21 protein-coding genes are annotated in these 22,506 nt (G+C 64.4%); 20 read left to right on the top strand and 1 reads right to left on the bottom strand.

Annotated elements, in window-relative coordinates:
- The first annotated feature begins 228 nt into the window (after positions 1-228).
- From B9A11_RS00885 to B9A11_RS00895, 3 genes are all read left to right on the top strand, one after another.
- On the top strand, positions 229-2,853 hold the full coding sequence (locus B9A11_RS00885; RefSeq protein WP_058246218.1) for a TRAP transporter permease: 2,625 nt from the start codon (positions 229-231) through the stop codon (positions 2,851-2,853).
- A 12-nt stretch (positions 2,854-2,865) separates the two neighbouring features.
- The gene (locus tag B9A11_RS00890) at positions 2,866-3,291 is read left to right on the top strand and encodes a universal stress protein (RefSeq protein WP_058246217.1); all 426 of its coding nucleotides are present in this window, start codon (positions 2,866-2,868) and stop codon (positions 3,289-3,291) included.
- A 168-nt stretch (positions 3,292-3,459) separates the two neighbouring features.
- Entirely contained in the window at positions 3,460-4,155 is a 696-nt protein-coding gene (locus tag B9A11_RS00895; protein ID WP_058246216.1) for a fumarylacetoacetate hydrolase family protein, read from the top strand.
- Positions 4,156-4,170: 15 nt separating this feature from the next.
- On the opposite strand, the gene B9A11_RS00900 is transcribed toward B9A11_RS00895, so the two are convergent.
- The gene (locus B9A11_RS00900) at positions 4,171-5,568 is read right to left on the bottom strand and encodes an NAD(P)/FAD-dependent oxidoreductase (protein WP_370736524.1); all 1,398 of its coding nucleotides are present in this window, start codon (positions 5,566-5,568) and stop codon (positions 4,171-4,173) included.
- Between B9A11_RS00900 and B9A11_RS00905 the strand changes: the two genes are divergently transcribed.
- The 17 genes from B9A11_RS00905 (at position 5,482) to B9A11_RS00985 (ending at position 22,503) form a co-directional block, all read left to right on the top strand.
- Positions 5,482-6,804 carry a sensor histidine kinase gene (locus B9A11_RS00905; RefSeq protein WP_058246214.1) on the top strand — a complete coding sequence of 441 codons (1,323 nt, stop codon included), beginning with the start codon at positions 5,482-5,484 and terminating at the stop codon, positions 6,802-6,804. The genes B9A11_RS00900 and B9A11_RS00905 overlap by 87 nt on opposite strands.
- Positions 6,801-7,793, top strand: a complete 993-nt coding sequence (locus B9A11_RS00910; RefSeq protein ID WP_058246213.1) for an NADH-quinone oxidoreductase subunit B family protein — start codon at positions 6,801-6,803, stop codon at positions 7,791-7,793. Before B9A11_RS00905 ends, B9A11_RS00910 begins: the two co-directional genes overlap by 4 nt.
- Positions 7,790-9,220, top strand: a complete 1,431-nt coding sequence (locus B9A11_RS00915) for a nickel-dependent hydrogenase large subunit (RefSeq protein WP_058246212.1) — start codon at positions 7,790-7,792, stop codon at positions 9,218-9,220. Before B9A11_RS00910 ends, B9A11_RS00915 begins: the two co-directional genes overlap by 4 nt.
- Positions 9,217-11,481 (top strand): carbamoyltransferase HypF, encoded by a 2,265-nt coding sequence (gene hypF, locus B9A11_RS00920; RefSeq protein WP_058246211.1) that lies wholly within the window; start codon positions 9,217-9,219, stop codon positions 11,479-11,481. Before B9A11_RS00915 ends, hypF begins: the two co-directional genes overlap by 4 nt.
- Positions 11,482-11,705: 224 nt before the next feature.
- Positions 11,706-12,794 (top strand): hydrogenase small subunit, encoded by a 1,089-nt coding sequence (locus tag B9A11_RS00925; protein ID WP_058246210.1) that lies wholly within the window; start codon positions 11,706-11,708, stop codon positions 12,792-12,794.
- Positions 12,795-12,797: 3 nt separating this feature from the next.
- On the top strand, positions 12,798-14,591 hold the full coding sequence (locus B9A11_RS00930) for a nickel-dependent hydrogenase large subunit (protein ID WP_058246209.1): 1,794 nt from the start codon (positions 12,798-12,800) through the stop codon (positions 14,589-14,591).
- Positions 14,592-14,614: 23 nt separating this feature from the next.
- Positions 14,615-14,803, top strand: coding sequence for a hypothetical protein (locus B9A11_RS00935; protein WP_058246208.1), 189 nt, complete (start codon positions 14,615-14,617; stop codon positions 14,801-14,803).
- Positions 14,796-15,587, top strand: coding sequence for a Ni/Fe-hydrogenase, b-type cytochrome subunit (gene cybH, locus B9A11_RS00940; protein ID WP_058246207.1), 792 nt, complete (start codon positions 14,796-14,798; stop codon positions 15,585-15,587). The genes B9A11_RS00935 and cybH overlap by 8 nt, the downstream gene beginning before the upstream one ends.
- 298 nt (positions 15,588-15,885) lie before the next feature.
- Positions 15,886-16,494, top strand: a complete 609-nt coding sequence (locus tag B9A11_RS00945; protein WP_058246206.1) for a HyaD/HybD family hydrogenase maturation endopeptidase — start codon at positions 15,886-15,888, stop codon at positions 16,492-16,494.
- Positions 16,495-16,497: 3 nt separating this feature from the next.
- Positions 16,498-16,818: a HypC/HybG/HupF family hydrogenase formation chaperone gene (locus B9A11_RS00950; RefSeq protein WP_058246205.1), complete on the top strand. Its 321-nt coding sequence runs from the start codon at positions 16,498-16,500 to the stop codon at positions 16,816-16,818.
- A gap of 10 nt (positions 16,819-16,828) precedes the next feature.
- Complete coding sequence (locus B9A11_RS00955; RefSeq protein WP_058246204.1) at positions 16,829-17,215, top strand: thioredoxin domain-containing protein; 387 nt, start codon at positions 16,829-16,831, stop codon at positions 17,213-17,215.
- A 21-nt stretch (positions 17,216-17,236) separates the two neighbouring features.
- Positions 17,237-18,073, top strand: coding sequence for a hydrogenase expression/formation protein (locus B9A11_RS00960; protein ID WP_058246203.1), 837 nt, complete (start codon positions 17,237-17,239; stop codon positions 18,071-18,073).
- Positions 18,070-18,900, top strand: a complete 831-nt coding sequence (locus tag B9A11_RS00965; protein WP_058246202.1) for a [NiFe]-hydrogenase assembly chaperone HybE — start codon at positions 18,070-18,072, stop codon at positions 18,898-18,900. Before B9A11_RS00960 ends, B9A11_RS00965 begins: the two co-directional genes overlap by 4 nt.
- Position 18,901: 1 nt before the next feature.
- On the top strand, positions 18,902-19,780 hold the full coding sequence (locus tag B9A11_RS00970) for a hypothetical protein (protein ID WP_058246201.1): 879 nt from the start codon (positions 18,902-18,904) through the stop codon (positions 19,778-19,780).
- Positions 19,773-20,114, top strand: coding sequence for a hydrogenase maturation nickel metallochaperone HypA (gene hypA, locus B9A11_RS00975; protein ID WP_058246200.1), 342 nt, complete (start codon positions 19,773-19,775; stop codon positions 20,112-20,114). Before B9A11_RS00970 ends, hypA begins: the two co-directional genes overlap by 8 nt.
- The gene (gene hypB / locus B9A11_RS00980) at positions 20,114-21,025 is read left to right on the top strand and encodes a hydrogenase nickel incorporation protein HypB (protein ID WP_058246199.1); all 912 of its coding nucleotides are present in this window, start codon (positions 20,114-20,116) and stop codon (positions 21,023-21,025) included. Before hypA ends, hypB begins: the two co-directional genes overlap by 1 nt.
- Entirely contained in the window at positions 21,025-22,503 is a 1,479-nt protein-coding gene (locus B9A11_RS00985; RefSeq protein ID WP_058246198.1) for a sigma-54-dependent transcriptional regulator, read from the top strand. Before hypB ends, B9A11_RS00985 begins: the two co-directional genes overlap by 1 nt.
- Positions 22,504-22,506: the final 3 nt, after the last annotated feature.

Here is a 22,506-nt window from a genome sequence, read left to right on the forward strand (position 1 = left end):
TTCCTTGTCGCGGGGACCAAATTCCTTGCAAGGAATTTGCAAAACTCTTGAGGAAGAGTTTTGGCCCGCGCGTGAGGAGAGCGATAGATTTCCTCGGACAGCTGCCCGTTTGACGGGCGCAACCGCGGGTTTGCGGCCTCATGCCCCCCGCGTTCCGATCGCAAAGCTTGCGCCGCCGGGTGGGCCGGGCGCAGCCTTTTGTCAAACAACACTTTAGGGGGTAAGGCGATGGTAGATCAGCCTTCAGTGGATCGTACAGCCGACGACATGGTCGCAGAGGCCGACACCGGCGCGCGCAATCCGTCCATCGCGTGGCAGGCAAAGCTGATTTTCGGCACCTGCATCGTCTGGTCCTTGTTCCAGCTCTACATCGCCAGCCGCGTGCCGGGGATGGTGGCGCAGGCCACGGGCATGAACATCTTTGCCAATATCGTCGCCCAGGCGCGCTACGTGCACCTCGCCTTTGCCATCGCCCTTGCGACCATGGCCTTTCCCCTGACGCCCAGCGCGCCCAAGGATCGCATTCCGTGGTATGACTGGGCCTTGATGTTGCTGGGCATTTCCGCCTGCCTCTACCTGGTCGTCTTTCGGTTCGAGATCGCCGACCGCCCCGGTCTGTGGACCACCACCGACATCACCATGTCCGCCATCGGGATGCTTGTCCTGATGGTCGCGGTCTACCGCTCGCTGGGCCTGCCGCTGGTGATCATTGCCAGCGCCTTTATCGCCTTTGCCTTTTTCGGCGGCTACTCGGAGTGGGCGCGCAATATCACCAACTATGGCGGCGCCTCCCTGTCCAAAGCCTTGGGCCACTACTGGATGCAGACCGAGGGCGTCTTTGGCGTCGCTTTGGGTGTCTCCACCACCATGATCTTTTTGTTCGTGCTGTTTGGCGCGCTGCTGGATCGCGCGGGGGGCGGCAACTGGTTCATCAAGGTCGCCATTGCGCTTTTGGGCGCGCTGCGCGGCGGGCCTGCCAAGGCGTCGGTCCTGTCCTCCATGCTGACCGGCATGATCTCTGGCTCGTCCATCGCCAACACCGTGACCACCGGCACCTTTACCATCCCGCTGATGAAGCGCATCGGCTTTCCCGCCGAAAAGGCCGGCGCGGTCGAGGTTGCCTCTTCGACCAACGGCCAGCTGACGCCGCCGGTCATGGGGGCTGCGGCCTTTTTGATGGTGGAATACGTCAATATTCCCTACATCGACGTGGTCAAACACGCCTTTTTGCCAGCGGTCATCAGCTATATCGCGCTGCTTTATATCGTCCATCTGGAAAGCCTGAAAATGGGCCTCAAGGGGCTGGACAAGCCGGGGCGCAAGATCGGCGTTCTGATGATCCTGATCCTCTTCCTGTCGGGCTTTATCTTCCTTGGCGTTCTGGCCTTTGCCATGGTCGGCCTGCGCGCCCTGCTGGACCCGGTCATGGGCGAAAGCGTCTACGCCTCGGTCGCCATTGTCGCGGTGCTGTATGTTCTGCTGCTGAAGATCGCGGCGGGCCTGCCGGAAATCCCCGAGGACAACGACGCAGACGGTGCCCCCACAGCGCCCCGTCTGACGCCGACGCTGATCTCGGGGCTGTACTTCGCCATTCCGATCTTTATCCTCGTGTGGAACCTGATGGTGCGCACCGAGGGGCTGGAACGTCTGTCCCCTGCCCTCTCGGCCTTTTGGGCGACGATCTTTATGATCATCATCGCGCTGACCCATCGCCCGATCAAAGCCATGTTCCGTGGCCATGACGTGGGCCTTGAGGCACGCGCAGGCTGGGCCGACTTTGTCGCGGGCCTTGTGCTGGGCGCGCGTAATATGATTGGCATCGGCGTAGCGACAGGGGCTGCGGGCATCATCGTCGGCACCATCAGCCTGACCGGCGCGCATCAGGTCATCGGCCAGGTGATCGAGGTGATCTCTGGCGGGAACCTGATCATCCTGCTGATCCTCGTGGCGATCCTGTCGCTGATCCTTGGGATGGGTCTGCCGACCACGGCGAACTATATCGTGGTGTCCTCGCTCATGGCCCCGGTGATCGTCAGCGTTGGCGCGCAGGCGGGGCTGATCGTGCCGCTGATCGCCGTGCATATGTTCGTGTTCTACTTTGGCATTCTGGCCGATGACACGCCGCCCGTGGGCCTTGCCGCCTATGCCGCAGCCGCCATCAGCCGGGGCGATCCGATCAAGACCGGTATCCAAGGCTTTGCCTATGACATCCGCACCGCGCTGCTGCCGTTCCTGTTCATCTTCAACACTGATCTGCTGTTGATCGACGTCGGCCTCTTCAAGGCGGTGTTCATCTTCTTTGTGGCACTTTTGGCGATGCTTCTGTTTGCCGCCGCCACCCAAGGCTACTTCATCGCCAAGTCCCGCAAATGGGAAAGCGCGGCGCTGCTGCTGATTGCGTTCATGCTGTTCCGGCCCGGGTTCTTCCTGGATCAGGTGTCCGAAAAATATGAGACCGCAACCGGCCCCGCCGCGCTGGAATTGATGGCCGATGTGCCGCAGGGCCAAGACGTGCGCATCACGGTCCAAGGCCCGGATTTCGACACCTTCGAGGTGCGGCCCGTGACCATCGTTCTGCCCTCTGCGGGGGCCGAAACGCTCAGCGCGCAGGGTCTGGCGACCTTTGAAGAGGACGGTGTGCTCAAGCTTGAAGAGCCCTTTGGCGGGCCGGACCTTATCGCCCCGGTCAGCGGGCAGGAGTTCGACTATTACGCCGACGATCCGGTGGTCGTGACGTCGGTTCAGGTCGAGCGCGATCGCCTGCCCAAGGAGCTGTTCTTTATCCCGGCGTTGCTGCTGCTGGCGGGGGTCGTGATGATCCAGCGCCCGCGCGCCACCCAGCCTGCGTTCTAAAGGAGTTGAGAGATGTTCAAGAAAATCCTTCTGGCCGTCGATCTGAACGACACCGCGGGGGCGTTGCGTGCGGCGCAAAAGGGCGGCGAGCTGGCAAAGATGTGCGGGGCAGAGCTGCATGTGACGACGGTGCTGCCCGAGATGGGGTTCAACCTTGTGGGCTCTGCCTTTGGGCCGGAGTTTTCCAAGCGCGTGCGCGACGAGACCTATGAGGCGTTGCAGGCCTGGGCGTCCGAGGCTTTGGCCGGGGCGCCGGAGCCGCACATCCACGCCACCCAAGGCACGGTTTATGACCAGATCATCCGGCTGGCGGACCGCATAGACGCCGATGTTATTGTGGTGGGCGCGCATCGGCCCGAGCTGCGCGACTACCTTGTGGGGCCGAACGCGGCGCGGGTGGTGCGCCATGCCAATCAGGCGGTGTTGGTGATCCGCTAGGGCGGCGTGTGAGGGGCGCTGCGCGTGTCACCGGAGGGGAGCCCCTTTAGGGTGTAAGGGGGGCGCTGCCCCCCACCGCAGAGCGGTTCCCCCCGGGATATTTTTAAAGAGAAGAAGACCAAGGGCGCTTGGGGTTTTTCGGATGTTTGCTCTGACGAAGGAAGAGACATGGGGTTTTTGATTGATCCGCCGCAGGTCGCGTCGGTGGCTGTGGCTGGGGTAGAGGATCGTCTGCCGGTGCGGCGGATTTTCTGCGTGGGGCGCAACTATGCCGCCCATGCGCGCGAGATGGGCCGTGACCCGGATCGCGAGCCGCCGTTCTTTTTCACCAAGCCTGCGGATGCGGTGGTGGATAGTGGGCAGGAGGTGCCTTATCCGCCGCTGACCGAGGACCTGCATTACGAGGCCGAGATGGTGGTTTACATCGGGCTGGGCGGGTCGAAGATCTCAAAGGAAGAGGCCTTGGGGCATGTCTGGGGCTACGGCGTCGGCAATGACCTGACGCGGCGGGATTTGCAGATGGCGGCGCGCGAGTTGGGGCGGCCTTGGGATTGGGGCAAGGCCTTTGACAATTCGGCGGTGATTGGGCCGATCCACCATGTGTCCGAGGTGGGGCATCCTTCCGCCGGGTCGATCAAGTTGACGGTGAATGGCGAGGTCCGGCAGGACGCCGATCTGGCAGAGTTGATCTGGTCGGTGCCCGAGGTGATTTCCATCCTGTCGCACGCGGTGACGCTAAAGCCCGGCGATCTGGTGATGACCGGGACGCCGGCGGGGGTTGGGGCGCTGAGCGTCGGTGATGTGTGTTGTGCCAGCGTCGAGGGGTTGAGCAATTGCGAGGTGACGATTGGGCCTCGCGCTTAGTGCATATGGCTGGGACTAACGCCTGAAGCGGTTCGGATCGTAAGGGGCGAGGTCTGCGTTTGTCGGCTGCCCCGCGATCAGGCCTGCCACCCAGCGGCCCGTCTTTGGCCCGCCGGTCAGGCCGATGTGGTGGTGGCCGAAGGCGGTGAAGACGCCTGTCTTGCCGATTTCCCCCACCAGCGGCAGGCTGTCCGAGGGCGCGGGGCGGTGGCCCATCCATGGCTCTTCGCTTTGCCATGTCAGGCCCGGAAAGGCGCGACGCGCCTGGCGGCGGAGCAATTCCAGCGGGGCGCGGCTGGCCGAGGCGCGCAGGCCGCCGAACTCGACGATCCCCGCAAGGCGCAGGCCCTCCGCCATGGGGGTCGCGACGAACTTGCCGCTTTCGACCATGACCGGCACCTTGGGGCCACCGGACACGCCGCGCAGCATCAGGTGGTAGCCGCGCTCTGACTCCATAGGCACGCGCAGGCCAAGGCGGCGCGCCAGCGGGCCGGACCAGACCCCAGCGGAAAGGACGGCGGCGTCACAGGGGAGTGTGCCTTGGGAGGTCAGGACCTCAGTGATTTGGCCCGCCTCTAGCGTGACGTCCTGCACCTCGGTCTGCATCACCGTTCCGCCCATGGCCGCGAAATCCGCAGCCAGAGCGGCAACATAGCCGCCGGGGTCGAGGATATGGCCATGCCCGCCCAGCACCCCGAGGCAGCGAATGGCGGAGCCAAGCGTGGGTTCATAAGCGCGCAAAGCGTCGCCCTCGAGCAGCTTTGGCTCGAACCCCGCCGAACGGCGCAAATCCCACGTGTAGCGGTCGGCCTGAAACGCCGCGCGGCTGGCGTAGGCAAAGGTGTAATCGCTGGGGGCAATGAACCGCCGCGAGGGCAAACCTTCGGTCAGGGCCAGGTGCTGATCCAGCGTATCGCCGATCACCGGCAGCAGCGCCGCCGCGATCCGCCGCGTGTCGCGGTCATTGGCGTGGGCCGCATAGCGCAGCAGCCACGGCACCATGCGCGGCAAGTATCCCCAGCGCATGAAAAGCGGAAAGTCGCTGTCCAGCAGCATCCCCGGCGCCTTGGTCATCAGCCCCGGCGTGGTCAGCGGCACCACCGCGCTGGCGGCCAAGACCCCTGCATTGCCAAAGGACGCCCCCTGCCCCGGTAAGCCCTTGTCCACCAAGGTTACATCCGCGCCCATCCGCCGCAGCCAGATCGCCGCCGAGACGCCGTTGATGCCTGCTCCGATCACGATGACCTTGCGCATCGGTCCCTTCCTCTTTCCTTTGCACGTCATCCTGCATAGGTTCAGCGCAACGGCAATCTGGAAAACGCGCGCATGAGCACCGCAGACATGGACCCGCAGATCGGCGGATTGGGGGATCAGGCTTGGGCCGACGTGCTCGAAGCCATGGACCGCACCTATGCCGAGCTGGTCGACTACCAAGAGCAGCTGGAAACCCGCAACGCCGAGCTGACGACGCTGCGCAATTTCCTGTCCTCGATCATGGTCTCGATCAGCGACTACCTCGTGGTGGCCGACCGCGAAGGCCATATCGCCGATGCCAGCGGATCGTTCTGCGCGGTGCTGGGCCTAGAGGTCGAGGATCTGTCGGGCCGCGCCATCCGCGACTTCGTGGCCGAAGATCACCGCGCCCAGCTGATGCAGGCCGTGCGCGAGGCCATCGCCAGCCGCGCAGAAGTCACCGTGGCGGTGGACGTGATCGGCCTGCACGGGCGCGACCCGGTGGAATTCCGCATCGCCCCGCGTCTGGACCGGCGGCGCAAGGCCACCGGTGTCGTCCTGACGGGCCGTCCCTTGGGCGAACTGATGCGCGCCTATGCCGAGCTGAACCGCAGTCACGAGGAACTCAAAGCCGCCCAAGGTCAGCTGGTGCGCAACGAAAAGCTGGCCTCGCTGGGGCGTCTGCTGGCCGGGGTCGCGCATGAGTTGAACAACCCCATCAGCTTTGTCTACGCCAACACCCATACGCTGGAAAAATACCTTGGCCGGTTCGAAAGCTACTTTGACCGGGTGCAGGCCGGCGCCTCGCGCGAGGAACTGGTGGCCCTGCGCCAGGAGCTGAAGCTCGACCGCAACCTCAAGAACTTTGGTCAGGCGATCAAGGGCGCGCGTGACGGGGCCGAGCGGGTGCGCGACATCGTCGAAGACCTGCGCCGCCTGTCCGCCGATGGCTCTGGCGAGGTGACGCGCTTTGATCTGGCCGAGATCGCCCGCGTCGCCGCCAACTGGATCGAACGCGGCACCAAGGCGGCGCTGGACATCACCTATTCCGGCGAGGACCGCCTAGAGGTCATGGGCCGCCCCGGCCACATCCAGCAGGTCCTGATGAACCTGATCCAGAACGCCGTGGACGCCATGGACGGGCAGGACACCCGCACGATCTGCATCCACTGTTCCTATGACGGCGACTGCGCCGTGCTGGAGCTGTGCGACAGCGGCCCCGGCATCGACGACGACACCGCGCGGGCGATCTTTGACCCGTTTTTCACAACCAAGGACGTGGGCAAGGGCACCGGCCTTGGCCTGTCGATTTCCTACAAGATCATCGAAGAGCACGGCGGCAAGCTGGAACTGCTGACCAAGCGCGGCCCGGGCGCGTGCTTTCAAATCCGCCTGCCAAGGGGAGAGGCGCGATGAATATGCTTTGGCTGCAATCTGCGGGCTGCGGCGGCTGCACCATGTCGCTGCTCTGTGCCGAGGATCCCAACGTGATGGACCTGCTGGACGGTGCTGGGATCGACCTGCTTTGGCACCCGTCGATTTCGGAAATGACCGGCGCGCCGGTGCGGCGACTGTTAGAGGCGATCGAGGCCGGGGAACAGCCGCTGGACGTACTGTGTATCGAAGGGTCCATCCTGCGCGGCCCAAACGGCACCGGGCGCTATCACATGCTGGCGGGCACGGGTCGGTCCATGCTGGACTGGGTGCAATCGCTCGCCCCGCGCGCCCAGCACGTGGTCGCCGTGGGCACCTGCGCGACCTTTGGCGGCGTCACCTCGACCGGCGAGAACCCCGCCGACGCGGTGGGCGTGCAATATGACGGTGGGCACAAAGGCGGCGCGCTGAACGCCGAGTTCACCAGCCGTTCGGGCCTGCCGGTCATCAACGTCGCGGGCTGCCCGACGCACCCCGACTGGGTCACCGAAACGCTGCTGATGCTGGCCGATGGCGCTTTGGGGACCGGCGATCTGGATGGCTTTGCCCGGCCCCGGTTCTACGCCGATCACCTCGTGCACCACGCCTGCCCCAAAAATGAGTTTTACGAATACAAGGCCAGCGCCACCGAGCTGTCGGAAATGGGCTGCATGATGGAAAACCTTGGCTGTATCGGCACGCAGGCGGTGGGCGATTGCAACATCCGGTCGTGGAACGGCGAAGGGTCGTGCACCCGCGCGGGATACCCCTGCATCAACTGCACCGCCCCCGAATTCGAAGAGCCGGGCCATGGCTTTACCGAAACGCCGAAATTCGCGGGCATCCCCATCGGCCTGCCCACCGACATGCCAAAGGCGTGGTTCATGGCGCTCGCCTCGCTGTCGAAAAAGGCCACCCCCAAGCGGATCGAGATCAACGCAACCGCGGACCGCATCGAAATCCCCCCGACCCTGAGGCGCCCCAAATCATGAGCGAAACGCAACTGTTGGTTGGCCCCTTCAACCGGGTCGAAGGCGATCTGGAGGTCCGTCTTGACGTCTCCGAAGGTCAGGTTCAGGCCGCTTACGTGAACTCTCCGCTGTTTCGCGGATTTGAACGGATGTTGCTGGGCAAAGGCCCGCTGGACGCGCTGACGATCACCCCGCGCATCTGCGGCATCTGCTCGATCTCGCAAAGCGCGGCGGCGGCCTTTGCCTTGGCGGATGCGGCGGGGGGCTTGCCTGCGCCCATGGGCGCGCGGGTGGCGGCTTTGCTCCATATGGTGGAAAACCAGTCCGACCATATGACCCATTTCAACCTGTTCTTCATGCCCGATTTCGCCCGCCCCGGCTATGCGGGCCGTGCGTGGCACGACCGCGTGGTGGATCGCTTTACTGCTGTCAAAGGCGCAGGCCTGCACGCCGCCGTGGATGCCCGCGCGCGGCTGCTGCACATCGTCGGGATGCTGGGCGGCAAGTGGCCCCACACCCTCGCGATCCAGCCCGGCGGCGTGACCCGCGCGCCCTCGTCCCGCGACAAGATCCGCATCAAGGCCAGCCTCACCGCCTTTCGCAAATACCTCGAAGGGCAGATGTTCGGCGCGCCCTTGGAAACCTTTGCCGAACTGGCGACCCTCGACCAGCTGAACGCATGGGAGACGGGGGACATCGGCCTGTTCAACGAGGTCAGCCAAGACCTGCGGCTCGACCAATCGGGCATCGGCGCAGGCCGCTATCTCAGCTTTGGCGCCTACCCCGGCCCCGACGGGCATGTGTTCAAACGCGGCACCTTGGCGGGTGAAACGCCCCACCCGCTGGACGAAACCGCCATCACCGAAGACGTCTCGCACGCGTGGATGCTGGGCGGCACCCAAGCGCCGCTAAACGGCCAGACCCTGCCCGATGAGGCCATGCGCGAGGACGCCTACAGCTGGTGCAAAGCCCCGCGTCTGGACGGCCTCGGGTACGAGACCGGCGCACTGGCGCGGCAAGCCATCGACGGGCATCCCTTGGCACTGGCCCTCGCGGCCGAGGCGTCGGTGCGCGCCCGCGTCATGGGGCGGCTGTTGGAACTGGCCCGCGCGCATATCGCCGCCGAAAGCCTACTGGACCGGATCATCCCGTCCGAGCCGTTTATGGCCCATATTGACCTGCCGCGCGACGGCACCGGCGTTGGCCTCGTCGAGGCGGCTCGCGGCGCTTTGGGCCACTGGCTGCGGATCGAAGACGGGCAGATCGCGAACTACCAGATCATCGCGCCGACCACGTGGAACTTCAGCCCCCGCGACGCGCAGGGCGTGCCGGGACCGCTCGAAGCCGCCCTTGTCGGGGCCGAGGTCCGGGAGGGCGAAGACGCCCCGCTTAGCGTGCAGCACATCGTGCGCAGCTTTGACCCCTGCATGGTCTGTACGGTCCATTGACGGGGCGTCTGATCCGTGTGCGCGGGCAGGTCCAAGGCGTCGGCTTTCGCCCCTTCGTCTGGCAATTGGCGCAGCGGTTTGGCCTGACGGGTGAAGTTCTGAACGACCCCGAAGGCGTGTTGATCCGCGCCTTTGGCCCCGATCTGGACGGCTTTATGCAGGCGTTGCGGGCCGAGGCCCCGCCGCTGGCGCGCGTCGATGCACTCGAGGCCTTTCCGCTGGATACCCTCGCGCCGGAGGCCTTCACCATCGCCGCCTCGCAAGGCACCGGGGCCGAGACGCGCGTGACCCCCGATGCCGCCACCTGCCCCGATTGTCTGGCCGAAATCCGCGATGCGGGTGAGCGGCGGCATGGCTATGCCTTTGCCAATTGCACCCACTGCGGGCCGCGCTTCACCATCCTGCAAGGGCTGCCCTACGACCGCGCGCAGACCACCATGGCGCCCTTTGAAATGTGCGCCGCCTGCCAAGCCGAGTATGACAACCCCGCCGACCGCCGCTTTCACGCGCAGCCCGTGGCCTGTGCGGCCTGCGGGCCCAAGGTCTGGCTAGAGGCGGACGGCGCGGAAACGGAAGCTTGGCTGCCCGAGGCCGCGCGCCGCCTGCAAGCCGGAGAAATCCTTGCGATCAAGGGCTTGGGCGGGTTCCATCTGGCGGTGAATGCCTTGGACGCAGACGCCGTGGCGCTTCTGCGCACCCGCAAACGCAGGCCGTCCAAGCCGCTGGCGCTGATGGCGCGGATGGAGGACCTGCGCCGCTACGCCCAAGTCACCGACGCCGCCGAAGCCCTGCTGCGCGACCCCGCCGCGCCCATCGTTCTGCTGGACAAAGGCCCCGAACCCCTGCCCCAAGACCTCGCCCCCGGAATGACCCAGCTGGGCTGGATGCTGCCGTATACGCCGCTGCACCACCTGCTGATGGACGCCCTCCAAGGCCCGCTCGTCATGACCTCTGGCAACCTCAGCGGCGAGCCGCAGGTCATCACAAACGCCGAGGCACGCGAGAAACTGACCGCCTTTGCCGACGCCTTTGTCATGCACAACCGCGACATCGCCCGCCGTCTGGACGACAGTGTCGAGCGCGCCGCCCCGCCCATGGTCCTGCGCCGCGCGCGCGGGCGGGTGCCGGGGACGCTGCCCCTGCCGCCGGGGTTCGCCGACACGCAGGTCGTGGCCTACGGCGGGCAGATGAAGGGCGCGATTTGCCTTGTGAAAAACGGTCAGGCGCTGCTGGGCCACCACCTTGGCGAGCTGGACGAGCCGCTGACGTGGGACGCGTTTCTGAATGCCGACCGCGACTATGCGGCGCTGTTCGACCATGCCCCCAGCGCCGTCGCGGTGGACCTGCACCCGGACTTTCGCCCCTCGCGCCACGGGGCCGAACGGGCCGAGCGCGAAGGGCTGCACCTGACCCAAGTGCAGCACCATCACGCGCATCTGGCGTCCTGTCTGGCTGAAAACCTCTGGCCTTTGGACGGCGGCAAGGTGGCGGGGATCATCCTTGATGGCACCGGGCTGGGCGCGGACAATACCGTCTGGGGCGGAGAGGTTTTGCTGGGCGATTACCACGGCTTCGAGCGCAAGGCATGGCTCGCCCCGGCCCCCTTGGTCGGGGGTGACATGGCCGCAAAGGAGCCGTGGCGCAACGCGCTGGTGCGCTTGGATCAGGCGGGGTGCGAGGACCGCGCCGACAGCCTGTTCCCGGACCAGCCGCGCGCGATGCTGCGCATGGCCGCCGCCAAGGGGCTGAACGCCCCGGCCTGTTCCAGCGTGGGGCGGCTGTTCGATGCGGTGGCCGCGCTGCTGCTGACCCTGCAAGGCCCGCAATCCTACGAGGGCGAGGCCGCCATGCAGCTTGAGGCACTGGCCACCCGCAGCCCGCAGTCCGAGGCCCTTGGCAAGACGTGGTCCGACACCGCAGGCTTTGGCACCCGCCCCGCGATCGGCACCGACGCGCTGTTCTACAATATCGCCGACGGGCTGGCGCGCGGCGGGCATACGCCCGGTCAGATGGCCTTTGCCTTTCACCAATGGGTGGCAAGTCACTTTGCGGCCAAGGCGCGCGCGCTGGTGACCTCTGGCCAAGCGCAGGCCGTGGCCCTGTCGGGGGGCTGTTTCCAGAACGCGCTGCTGCTGGAGCTGACCACCAAGGCACTGGGGGATGTGCCTGTCCTGACCCATCGCACCACCCCTGCCGGAGACGGCGGGCTGGCCCTGGGCCAAGCGGTCATCGCTGCGGCGCAGCATCAGGCCCACCGGTAAGACACCTTCCAGAGCGGCCGGCAGGGCGGTTACCACCCATCCGGCTGCACCTGCAACACCCCCCGTCAATCCTTTGTTAACCTTCTGTGAAACCGGGCTTTTTTCAAGATGCCTGAAAGATGCGCATTTCTTTGGAACCGCGCCGCCACCCATGGGAAACCGATAATCAGCGGGAGGTGTATGCAATCGCATTCCATCCCGAATCGTGGATCACGGGAGGACCAATGAGCCAGATCGAAACCTTTTATGACGTGATGCGTCGGCAGGGGATTACCCGCCGCAGCTTCATGAAGTACTGCTCGCTCACCGCAGCAGCCCTGGGCCTGAGCCCCGCCATGGTGCCGAAAATCGCGCACGCCATGGAAACCAAACCGCGCACGCCAGTCATCTGGGTCCACGGCCTGGAATGCACCTGCTGCTCGGAGTCCTTCATCCGCTCGGCGCACCCGCTGGCCAAGGACGTGGTCCTGTCGATGATCTCTCTCGACTATGACGACACCCTGATGGCCGCCGCTGGCACCGCCGCCGAAGCCGCCTTCGAAGAGACCATCGAAAAGTACAAGGGCAACTACATCCTCGCGGTCGAGGGCAACCCGCCCCTGAACGAGGACGGCATGTTCTGCATCACCGGCGGCAAGCCCTTTGTGGAAAAGCTGCGCCACGCGGCCAAGGACGCCAAGGCGATCATCAGCTGGGGTGCCTGTGCATCCTACGGCTGTGTGCAGGCCGCCAAGCCGAACCCGACGCAGGCCACCCCGGTCCACAAGGTCATCAAGGACAAGCCGATCATCAAGGTTCCGGGCTGCCCGCCCATCGCCGAAGTCATGACCGGTGTGATCACCTACATGCTGACCTTTGACCGTATGCCGGAACTCGACCGTCAGGGTCGCCCGGCGATGTTCTACTCGCAGCGGATCCACGACAAATGCTACCGCCGTCCGCACTTTGACGCCGGGCAATTCGTCGAAGCCTGGGACGATGAGAACGCGCGCAAGGGCTATTGCCTGTACAAGATGGGCTGCAAAGGCCCGACCACCTACAACGCATGTTCCACCGTGCGCTGGAACGAAGGCGTGTCCTTCCCGATCCAATCGGGCCACGGCTGTATCGGCTGTTCCGAAGATGGCTTCTGGGATCAGGGCAGCTTCTATGATCGCGTGACCGATCTGACCCAATTCGGGGTCGAGGCCAATGCCGACAAGGTTGGCCTTGCCGCTGCCGGTGTCGTGGGCGCAGGCGTCGCTGCCCACGCCGCCGTCAGTGCTCTGAAGGCCGCACAGAAAAAGACTCAATCGAGCAAGGAGGAGGTGTAAACCATGGTCGTTCAGACACCTAACGGGTTCAACCTCGACAACAGCGGCAAACGGATCGTCGTCGATCCCGTCACCCGGATCGAAGGCCACATGCGCTGCGAAGTGAACGTGGACGACGAAGGCGTGATCCGCAACGCCGTGTCCACCGGCACCATGTGGCGTGGCCTCGAAGTGATCGTCAAGGGCCGTGACCCGCGCGACGCCTGGGCCTTTGTGGAACGCATCTGCGGCGTTTGCACCGGCACGCACGCGCTGACCTCGGTCCGCGCTGTGGAAGACGCGCTGGGGATTGAAATCCCCGACAACGCGAACTCCATCCGCAACATCATGCAGCTGAACCTGGAAATTCACGACCACGTCGTGCACTTCTACCACCTGCACGCGCTGGATTGGGTCAACCCGATCAACGCGCTCAAAGCGGACCCCAAGGCGACGTCCGAGTTGCAACAGATGGTGGGTCCGAACCACCCGCTGTCCTCGCCCGGCTACTTCCGCGACGTGCAGAACCGCCTGAAAAAGTTCGTTGAATCCGGCCAGCTGGGCCTGTTCAAGAACGGCTACTGGGACAACCCCGCCTACAAACTGCCGCCCGAGGCGGACCTGATGGCGACGACCCACTACCTCGAAGCGCTCGATCTGCAAAAAGAGATCGTCAAGGTTCACACCATCTTTGGTGGTAAGAACCCGCACCCGAACTGGCTGGTGGGCGGCGTGCCCTGCCCGATCAACGTCCACGGCACCGGTGCCGTTGGCGCGATCAACATGGAACGCCTCAACCTTGTCTCGTCGATCATCGACAAGTGCATCGAGTTCAACAAGAACGTCTACCTGCCCGACGTCAAAGCCATTGGCGGCTTCTACAAGAACTGGCTGTATGGGGGCGGTCTGTCCTCGCAGGCGTGCCTTGCCTATGGCGACATCCCCGAGAACCCCAACGATTTCTCGCCCGAGCAGCTGCACCTGCCGCGCGGCGCGATCATCAATGGCGATCTGTCGACCGTGCACGATGTGGACGTCCGCGACCCCGAGCAGGTTCAGGAATTCGTCGACCACAGCTGGTACACCTACGGCGAGCCGGGCAAAGGTCTGCACCCGTGGGATGGCGTCACCGAGCCCAACTACGAGCTGGGTCCGAACGCCGTTGGCACCAAGACCAACATCAAGCAGCTCGACGAAGAGGGCAAGTACAGCTGGATCAAGGCCCCCCGCTGGCGCGGTCACGCGATGGAAGTGGGCCCGCTGGCGCGCTACGTCGTCGGCTACGCCAAGGGTCACGAGGACATCAAGGATCAGGTCGACGGCCTGCTGCGCGACATGGACCTGCCGGTCGAGGCGCTGTTCTCGACGCTGGGCCGCACCGCGGCGCGCGCCTTGGAATCCGAGTACTGTGGTCGCCTGCAAAAGCACTTCTTCGACAAGCTGGTCACCAACATCAAGAACGGGGATGAGACCACGGCGAACATCGAAAAGTGGGATCCCTCGACCTGGCCCAAGGAAGCCAAGGGCGTTGGCATGACCGAAGCGCCGCGCGGCGCTCTGGGTCACTGGATCAAGATCAAGGACGGCCGGATCGAGAACTACCAGTGTGTGGTTCCCACGACCTGGAACGGCTCTCCGCGTGACACCGCGGGCAACATCGGCGCGTTCGAAGCGTCGCTGATGAACACCCCGATGGAACGCCCCGAGGAGCCGGTCGAAATCCTGCGCACCCTGCACAGCTTTGACCCCTGCCTTGCCTGTTCCACGCACGTCATGTCGCCGGACGGCGAAGAGCTGACCGAAGTCAAGGTCCGCTAACCAACCCCGGGAGGAGTATCCAAATGAAACGACTTGCAGGTCTTACCGCGATCTTCGCCTCCCCTGCCATGGCCCACACGGGCCATGATGCAGGGCTGACCGGGGCCGCTCACTACGCCTTTTCGCCGGTGCACGGCCTTGGCGTGATCGTTCTGGCAGGCGTTGTTGCCTTTGCACTGCGCCGGGTTGACCGGAGGAAGGGCAATGAGTGATCGCGTAAGCGACGGACAACAAATTCACTCGGCCAATCCGGGGGTGCAGCCTTTGCCCACCTCCAAGCTGACCGGGGACGCGACCGAGCAGGATCTCGAAAGCATCCGCAAGCGCACGTCGGTCTATGTCTACGAGGCGCCCGTGCGCCTGTGGCACTGGACCAACGCGCTGGCGATTTTCATCCTGTGCATCACCGGCTGGTTCATCGGCAATCCCTTTCCGTCGATGCAGATCGGTGAGGCCACCCATCAGTTCATCTTTGGCTACACGCGCTTTGCGCATTTTGCAGCCGGTTGGGTGCTGACGGTGGGCTTTATCGGCCGCATCTACTGGGCGTTCTTTGGCAACCACCACTCGAAACAACTGTTCTACATTCCGATCTTTAACAAGCATTGGTGGGCGGAACTGCTGTTCGAGATCCGGTGGTACCTGTTCATGGAAAGCGAGCCCAAAAAGTACGTGGGCCACAACCCGCTGGCGCAATTGGCGATGTTCATGTTCATGACCGTTGGTCTGACCTTTATGATCATCACCGGCCTTGCGCTCTATGCCGAAGGTCTGGGCGCGGACAGCACCCTGCACGCCATGTTCGGCTGGGTTCTGACCCTGGGCGGCAACAGCCAGATCATCCACTCGGTCCATCACCTTGGCATGTGGTTCATCGTGATCTTCATGATCATCCACATCTACGTGGCGATCCGCGAAGACATCATGTCCCGCCAGTCCATCGTCTCGACCATGATCTCTGGTCACCGCACGTTCAAGGATGACCGCGCGGACTAAAGCGCCAAAGTGCTAAGGCACTTACCGGAATCACTGAAAACAGGAAGGCGGGCTGCGGCTCGCCTTTCTTTTTTGCGTATTTACTTTCCACTGTTAAGACAAATCGGATAGAAACCTTACAGTATACATCCGCGCACCGCCCAAAAACGCCTCCAACCGCCTGAAAGTTAACAGAAATTTAAAAAGGCATCTCAGAGGCGTTTTTCTGTTTTGGGGGCAAATCGTCTGGCATCTTGGCATCCAACGGACAAACCGAAAGGCGGGTAACCACCCGCATGACAGTTAAAGGGAGGAAGCTATGCAGCCAAAAGTGCTGATCATGGGCATCGGGAATGTGCTGTGGGCCGACGAAGGCTTTGGCGTGCGCTGCGTTGAACGGCTGGCCGAAGCATGGGCCTTTGACGACAATGTACAGCTTTTGGATGGGGGCACGCAGGGGCTGTACCTGCTGCCCTTCCTCGAAGAGGCCGACGTGCTGCTGGTGTTCGATGCGGTCGACTACGGCCTGCCCGCCGGGACGCTCAAGATCGTCAAGGATGACGAGGTTCCGGCCTTTATGGGCGCGAAAAAGATGTCGCTGCACCAGACCGGCTTTCAGGACGTGATCGCCACCGCGCAACTGATGAACCAATGCCCCGAGCGTCTGATCCTGATCGGCTGCCAGCCCGAAGAGCTCGAGGATTACGGCGGCGGTCTGCGCGCCGTGGTGCAGCGCCAGATCGACCCGGCGATCGAGGTCGCCCTGCACGAGCTGAAACAGCTTGGTGTCGCCTACCGCCCCGGCAAGGGCGACGAGACCGATCTGGCCCACGAGTCGATCCGCCACACCGCCTACGAAGAGGGCCGCCCCTCCGCCGAAGAGGCCTGCCGCACCGGCGACGACCGCTTTTTCCCGCAGGCGTCCTAAGCCATGTGCGTCGGACAGCCCGTTCAGATCCTCAGCGTCGATGGCATCGCCGCCACCGCGCTGGAGGATGGCCGAGAGGTCTTGATCGATCTGTCGCTGACCGGCCCGGTCGAACCCGGCCAATGGGTGCTGACCTTTCTGGGCTGCGCCCGCGAAGTGATCAGCGCCGATGAGGCCGACAAGATCTCCAAGGCGCTGCACGGTCTGCGCAGCCTTATGACCGGCGGCGAGCTGGGCAAAGCCTTTGCCGATCTCGACGAGGCCACGCCGCAACTGCCCCCCCACCTTCAGGCCGCGCTGGATGCGGGCCACTCCACCGGATGAGAGGACACCCATGAGCCATCCCCTGATTACCCGCCTTAACACCGAATTCGGCTGGCCGATGCTGGACACCTCTGGCGATCTGACCGCCTTTGTCGAGCAGCCCGGCGCCCACGCCCTGTTTGTGCCGGGCGACCCCAAGCGCAACCTCGAAAGCGCCGATGTCGCCGTCATCCTGCCCGAGCTGAAACAAGCCTTTCAGGGCAAGTTTGACGCCGCCGTGGTGGGCGACGCCGTTGAAACCGAACTGCGCGAGCGCACCAAGGTTCTCAAAACCCCCAGCGTGATCTTTTACCGCGACGGTGAATTGATCGGCGGCATCCCCAAGGTCCGCGACTGGGACGATTACATGGCGCGGATCGCCCAGATCCTCGCAAAGCCGCCCGTCGCGGCGGAATAAGATTTAGGGAGGGAAACTCAAATGGTCAGCAACTTCATGATGCCGCCGACAGGCTACGGCCCCGGCTCTCAGTCCCCCGGCGAAGACGGCAAGGAACTGGAATACATGCCGATGCCGCAGGACATGCGGTCTTATTCGCCGCATATCCCCGAGGTGGAATTCGACGAAAGCCTCAAGCCCGGTCTCGACCTTTTGCGCGAGATTGCGCAGGCCTCATTGGCATCCGGTCAGGGTGCGGACAACGCCACCTTTGACCTGTCGGGTCTGGACAAGGCCAACCGCGACCTGATCACAGAGACCATGGGCTCTGGCGAGGTGGCGATCAAGATGCAGGGCGTTCCCGCCGTGGCCGCGCAGGAAAGCGTCTTTGCCGGCGTCTGGATGCTCAAGGGCGCAAGCATCGACAAGATCGAGGTCGGCTCGGCCCCGCGCATGGCCTATGAGCGTGCCTTTAACGCGCGCCGTGCGGGCAACCCCGACGCGCCCAAAAGCCCGCAGGTGGTCAACGCGCCGCCGCTGCTGGTCGAACTGCAAGACAAATCCGCCGCCTACGGCCCGGACGCCGAGCTGCACGTCATCAACCTGACCCTGCTGCCGCACACCGAAGCCGATCTGGCATGGCTCGACGCGACGCTGGGCACCGGCGCGGTCGACATCCTGTCGCGCGGCTACGGCAACTGCCGCATCACCGCCACCGCCACGCCGTTTGTCTGGCGCGTGCAGTTCTTCAACTCGATGGACACGCTGATTTTGGACACCTTCGAAGTCACCACCATGCCCGAAGTGGCCCTTGCCGCAGCCGAAGACCTGACCGACAGTGGCGAGCGCATCATCGAAGTGATCGAGGCGATCCGATGAGCGGGTTCGAAGGCTCTTTCCTCGGCGCGAATGACAAGATCAGCCCGCGCGCGATCATGGAGTGCAAGATCTGCTGGACGCCCTACGATCCGGCCGAAGGCGACGACACGCGCTCGATCCTGCCGGGCACGCCGTTCATCGCGCTGCCCGACGACTGGGGCTGCCCGAACTGCGACGCGCCCAAGGAACAGTTCCTTGTCTCCGAAGATCCCGGCAGCGACGAGATGCGCGAAGCCGCTGAAATCGGGGCGAAAACCAACGCTCTGGTGACCGACTTTACCGAAGTCTGGCACGCCAAGATGCGCGACGTGCCGCTGGTCAACAAGCTGCTGCACGTGCAGGCGGTGGGCTGGCGCATGTATCAGGGCCGCCCGCTTGGCGTCTTGATCTCGCCGTGGTTCATGAACCTGATCCAGCTGCCCGCCGAGGGCGAGGATTGGTCCGACCTGCGCGCCGGTGAAAAAGAGATTATCTCTTTTGAATCGGGGGATTATGAGTTCATCCACAACACCCGGGAAATGGTGGGCGGCTACAAGGCCTGCTCGCTCTTCTCGCCGATGAATGACTTCAAAACGCAGGCGCAGGCCGTGGACGTGGCCAATGCGGTGATGGTGGCCCTCTTCCAGGAGGAACACCGCGCCGAGACCGACCGCTCCGCCGACATCCGCGCCGCCCGCGAAGAGGAGCTCGCCGCTGTGGCCGCCGCCGAGGAAGCCGCCGAAGCAGAGGCTGAAGAGGCCCAAGCCGCCGCCGAAGAGGTCCCCGAATTGCCCGAAGCCCCCACCCGCCGTCAGGTTCTGACCGCTGGATTGGCAAGCGAGGCCTGAGATGCTCGACCGACCGGATATCTCCCTGCGCGCCATCGCCCCCACTCCCCTTCCTGTGGGTGATCTGGTGCGTGGGAAACCGGCCGAGCACGTGGCAGACCTGGTGCCGCGTCTCTTCAACCTGTGCCGTGCGGCGCAGATTGTCGGGGTCCGCATGGCGCTGGGTCTGCCCATCCCGGACGGGGTTGACCTGTCCGCCGACATTCGCCGCGAGCACGTCATGCGGCTGGCCGTGATGCTGCCCTCTCGCCTTGGGTTGGACCGCATCGGCTTGCCCATCGACTGGTCCGCCAGCCAGACAGAGGCGCTGATCGGGCCGGACGGCTTTCCCGCCACGCCCGAGGCCTTTGACCGTTATCTGGACAGCGACACCGGCATCGCGCCGCTTTTGCGCACCATCGCCAGCCGCTTTGCCCCGGGTGAAGCCTGCACCAATGCCCTGCCGACGGCGCAAGGCGGCACCACGCTGAACGGCGCCGCACAGGAAAACAGCGTCGCCATGCGGCACCTGGACCACCCGGTGATGGTCTGGATCGAAGACACCTACGGGCGCGGCCCCCTGTGGCGCACCGCCGCCCGCGCGATTGATTTGCAAGCCGCCGAAGAGGGCCGCCTGCCCGCGCCGGAATTGCTCGCCCCCGGCTGCGCCATTGTCCCGGCGGCGCGCGGCAGCTACGCCATCGAGGCGCGCACAGACAACCGGGGCCGCGTTCTGGCCCTGCGGCGGGTGACGCCCACCGATCACCTGCTGGCACAGGGCGGGATCATGGACCAAAGCCTTGCGTCCCTGCCCCGCGCCAAACATGATCAGGCGCTGCTGTTGGTCGATATCCTCGACCCCTGCACGCCGCTGAAACTAGAGGAGCCGACCCATGCATGAGATGTCGATCTGCGAAGGCATCCGCACCGTGATCGAGGATCACACCCGCGGCCATGATGTCAAAGGCGTCAAATGCGTGCGCGTGGAAATCGGCCAATTCGCGGGGGTCGAAAAGCCCGCGCTGGAATTTGCATTCGAGGTCGTCATGCGCGGCAGCGTCGCCGAGGGCGCGCAGCTGATCATGATCGACCTGCCCGGAAAGGCCATGTGCTACGACTGTATGCACGAGGTCGAAATCCCCGAACGGCTTGCGCCCTGCCCCGATTGCGGCGGCGGCAAACTGATGCCAACCGGCGGGGAAGAAATGAGAATCAAGGATTTGGAGGTCATCTGATGTGTACGGTTTGCGGCTGCGGAGACAGCAAGCTCGAAGGGCATTCCCACTCTCACGATCACGGTCATTCGCACGCGCATGATCACGATCATCACCACCATCATGACCACGATCACCACCATCATGATCACAGCCACGACCACAGCCATGACCACAGCCACGATCACCACCATCACCACGGCGGCGATCTGCACTATGGCAAAGGCCCGGCGGGTGTCGCCGTTCCCGGCATGTCGCAGGACCGCCTGATCGAGATCGAGACCGACATTCTGGCCAAGAACGACCGCTACGCCGACGCCAACCGCGCCAAGCTGAACGCGCAAGGCATCTTTGCCATCAACCTCGTGTCGTCCCCCGGATCGGGCAAGACCACCCTTCTGTGCAAGACCATCGAACGCCTCGGCAGCCACCCTCTGGCCGTCATCGAGGGCGACCAGCAGACCGCCAACGACGCCGAGCGCATCCGCGCCACCGGAGCCAAGGCCATTCAGGTCAACACCGGCAAGGGCTGCCATCTGGACGGCCACATGGTCGGCCACGCGATGGAGCACCTCGGGCTCGAAGCAGGCTCTTTCCTGTTCATCGAGAACGTCGGCAACCTTGTGTGTCCTGCGGGCTTTGACCTTGGCGAAGACTGCAAGGTCGCGATCCTGTCCGTCACCGAGGGCGAGGACAAGCCCTTGAAATACCCCGATATGTTCACCGCCTCGCGGCTCGCGCTGCTGAACAAGGTCGACCTTGCGCCGCATTGCGACGTGGACCTTGACCTGTATGAGAAAAACCTGCGCCGCGTGAATCCCGGCATCGAGGTGATCCGCGTCAGCGCCCGCACCGGCGAGGGCATGGACAACTGGCTCAACTGGCTGCAAGGCGCATTGGCCCGCAAGGCCGGCAAGGCGGCGGCGGAATAATGACCGACACGCTGCCCACCATCCTGCTGGTCGACGACGAGGAACACTCGCTCGCGTCCATGCGCATGGCGCTCGAGGACGATTTCGACTGTCTGACGGCGGCGAATGCCGATGAGGCCGCCGCCCTGATGGAAGAAAACTACGTTCAGGTGATCTTTTGCGATCAGCGGATGCCGGGGCGGACGGGCGTGGAGTTCCTGACCGAGGTGCGTGACCGCTGGCCGGAAACGGTGCGGATCATCATCACCGGTTACACCGAAAGCAGCGATATGATCGCCGCCATCAACGAGGCCGGGATCTACCAGTTCCTGACCAAGCCGTGGCACCCCGATCACCTGCTGATGACCGCCAAGAACGCCACCGATCTGTTTGCGCTGAACCGCGATCACGAGCGGCTGAGCTTGGAAATGCGGTATCTGTCGCGCTCGGTGGAATCCAAGCTAGAGGAACAGCGCAAAGCCCTGCGCGAGGGTTTGGGCTTTGAGAACGTGCTGCGCGGGCCGAACTCGCCGCTAGAGCCGGTGATCGCGCAGGCCCGCCAGTTCGCCAGCTTTGACGTGCCGGTCCTGATCTTTGGGGAGAATGGCACCGGCAAGGCGGCGCTGGCGCGGGCGATGCACTATAGCTCCCTTCGGTCGGACCGCCCGTTTCAGGAACTCAACTGCACCGGCGTGTCGGACGAGCTGCTGGAGCTGGAGTTGTTCGGCGCGCGGCGCGGTGCCCTGCCGGGGCTGTCCGCCAACAAGATCGGCCTGCTGCAAAAGGCCGACCGCGGCACGCTGTTCCTGAACGGGGTGGCGGACCTGTCGCCGCAGATGCAGCTGGCGCTGGTGCGGGTCGCGACCGAAGGCTCGTTCCGCCCGCTTGGCAGCGTCGAAAGCCAGCGCGTCAACGTCCGCCTGCTCGCGGGCAGCGTTCACGACCTGCGCAAGGACGTGGCCGAGGGGCGGTTCCGCTCGGACCTGTACTACGCGCTTGCCCGCGCGACGCTGGCCGTCCCGCCCCTGCGCGAACGGCGCAGCGATGTGCCGGTCCTGGCGCAGAACCTGCTGTTCACCGCCGCAAGCGAGCACGGCAAGCCGGTGCATGGCCTGTCCGAGGACGCGGTGAGGTTCCTTGAGGCCTACGACTGGCCCGGCAACCTGCGCGAGATGGAAAACGAAATGGTGCGGATGCTGATCTTTTCGCAGGACGCCATCCTTGGCCCCGAGCTGATCTCGCGCCACATCCTGCAAGCCGCGCCCTGCACCGAACGGGGCGACGAGGCCGAAGAGGCCGTGCTGGCCGGGACCGGCACGCTCAAGGATCGGGTCGAGCGGATCGAGATGCGCATCCTGCGCGAGACGCTCACGCGGCTGAAGTGGAACAAGAGCCGCGCCGCCAACGAATTGGGCCTGTCCCGCGTTGGCCTGCGCGCCAAGATCGACCGTTACGGGCTGGAAGAGCCGGGGCGCGTCACCCAATCAGAGGAGGACTAAGGG

Source organism: Tropicibacter naphthalenivorans (assembly GCF_900176475.1).
Classification (GTDB): domain Bacteria; phylum Pseudomonadota; class Alphaproteobacteria; order Rhodobacterales; family Rhodobacteraceae; genus Tropicibacter; species Tropicibacter naphthalenivorans.

Excerpts from the sequence above, each read along its gene's own strand:
- B9A11_RS00950 (WP_058246205.1), top strand. The coding sequence starts at position 16,498 with ATGTGCGTCGGACAGCCCGTTCAGATCCTCAGCGTCGATGGCATCGCC.
- B9A11_RS00935 (WP_058246208.1), top strand. The coding sequence starts at position 14,615 with ATGAAACGACTTGCAGGTCTTACCGCGATCTTCGCCTCCCCTGCCATG.
- B9A11_RS00895 (WP_058246216.1), top strand. The coding sequence starts at position 3,460 with ATGGGGTTTTTGATTGATCCGCCGCAGGTCGCGTCGGTGGCTGTGGCT.
- B9A11_RS00970 (WP_058246201.1), top strand. The coding sequence starts at position 18,902 with ATGCTCGACCGACCGGATATCTCCCTGCGCGCCATCGCCCCCACTCCC.
- B9A11_RS00930 (WP_058246209.1), top strand. The coding sequence starts at position 12,798 with ATGGTCGTTCAGACACCTAACGGGTTCAACCTCGACAACAGCGGCAAA.
- B9A11_RS00910 (WP_058246213.1), top strand. The coding sequence starts at position 6,801 with ATGAATATGCTTTGGCTGCAATCTGCGGGCTGCGGCGGCTGCACCATG.
- B9A11_RS00985 (WP_058246198.1), top strand. The coding sequence starts at position 21,025 with ATGACCGACACGCTGCCCACCATCCTGCTGGTCGACGACGAGGAACAC.
- B9A11_RS00955 (WP_058246204.1), top strand. The coding sequence starts at position 16,829 with ATGAGCCATCCCCTGATTACCCGCCTTAACACCGAATTCGGCTGGCCG.
- B9A11_RS00905 (WP_058246214.1), top strand. The coding sequence starts at position 5,482 with ATGAGCACCGCAGACATGGACCCGCAGATCGGCGGATTGGGGGATCAG.
- B9A11_RS00890 (WP_058246217.1), top strand. The coding sequence starts at position 2,866 with ATGTTCAAGAAAATCCTTCTGGCCGTCGATCTGAACGACACCGCGGGG.
- B9A11_RS00915 (WP_058246212.1), top strand. The coding sequence starts at position 7,790 with ATGAGCGAAACGCAACTGTTGGTTGGCCCCTTCAACCGGGTCGAAGGC.
- B9A11_RS00885 (WP_058246218.1), top strand. The coding sequence starts at position 229 with ATGGTAGATCAGCCTTCAGTGGATCGTACAGCCGACGACATGGTCGCA.
- cybH (WP_058246207.1), top strand. The coding sequence starts at position 14,796 with ATGAGTGATCGCGTAAGCGACGGACAACAAATTCACTCGGCCAATCCG.
- B9A11_RS00960 (WP_058246203.1), top strand. The coding sequence starts at position 17,237 with ATGGTCAGCAACTTCATGATGCCGCCGACAGGCTACGGCCCCGGCTCT.
- hypA (WP_058246200.1), top strand. The coding sequence starts at position 19,773 with ATGCATGAGATGTCGATCTGCGAAGGCATCCGCACCGTGATCGAGGAT.
- hypB (WP_058246199.1), top strand. The coding sequence starts at position 20,114 with ATGTGTACGGTTTGCGGCTGCGGAGACAGCAAGCTCGAAGGGCATTCC.
- B9A11_RS00945 (WP_058246206.1), top strand. The coding sequence starts at position 15,886 with ATGCAGCCAAAAGTGCTGATCATGGGCATCGGGAATGTGCTGTGGGCC.
- B9A11_RS00965 (WP_058246202.1), top strand. The coding sequence starts at position 18,070 with ATGAGCGGGTTCGAAGGCTCTTTCCTCGGCGCGAATGACAAGATCAGC.
- B9A11_RS00925 (WP_058246210.1), top strand. The coding sequence starts at position 11,706 with ATGAGCCAGATCGAAACCTTTTATGACGTGATGCGTCGGCAGGGGATT.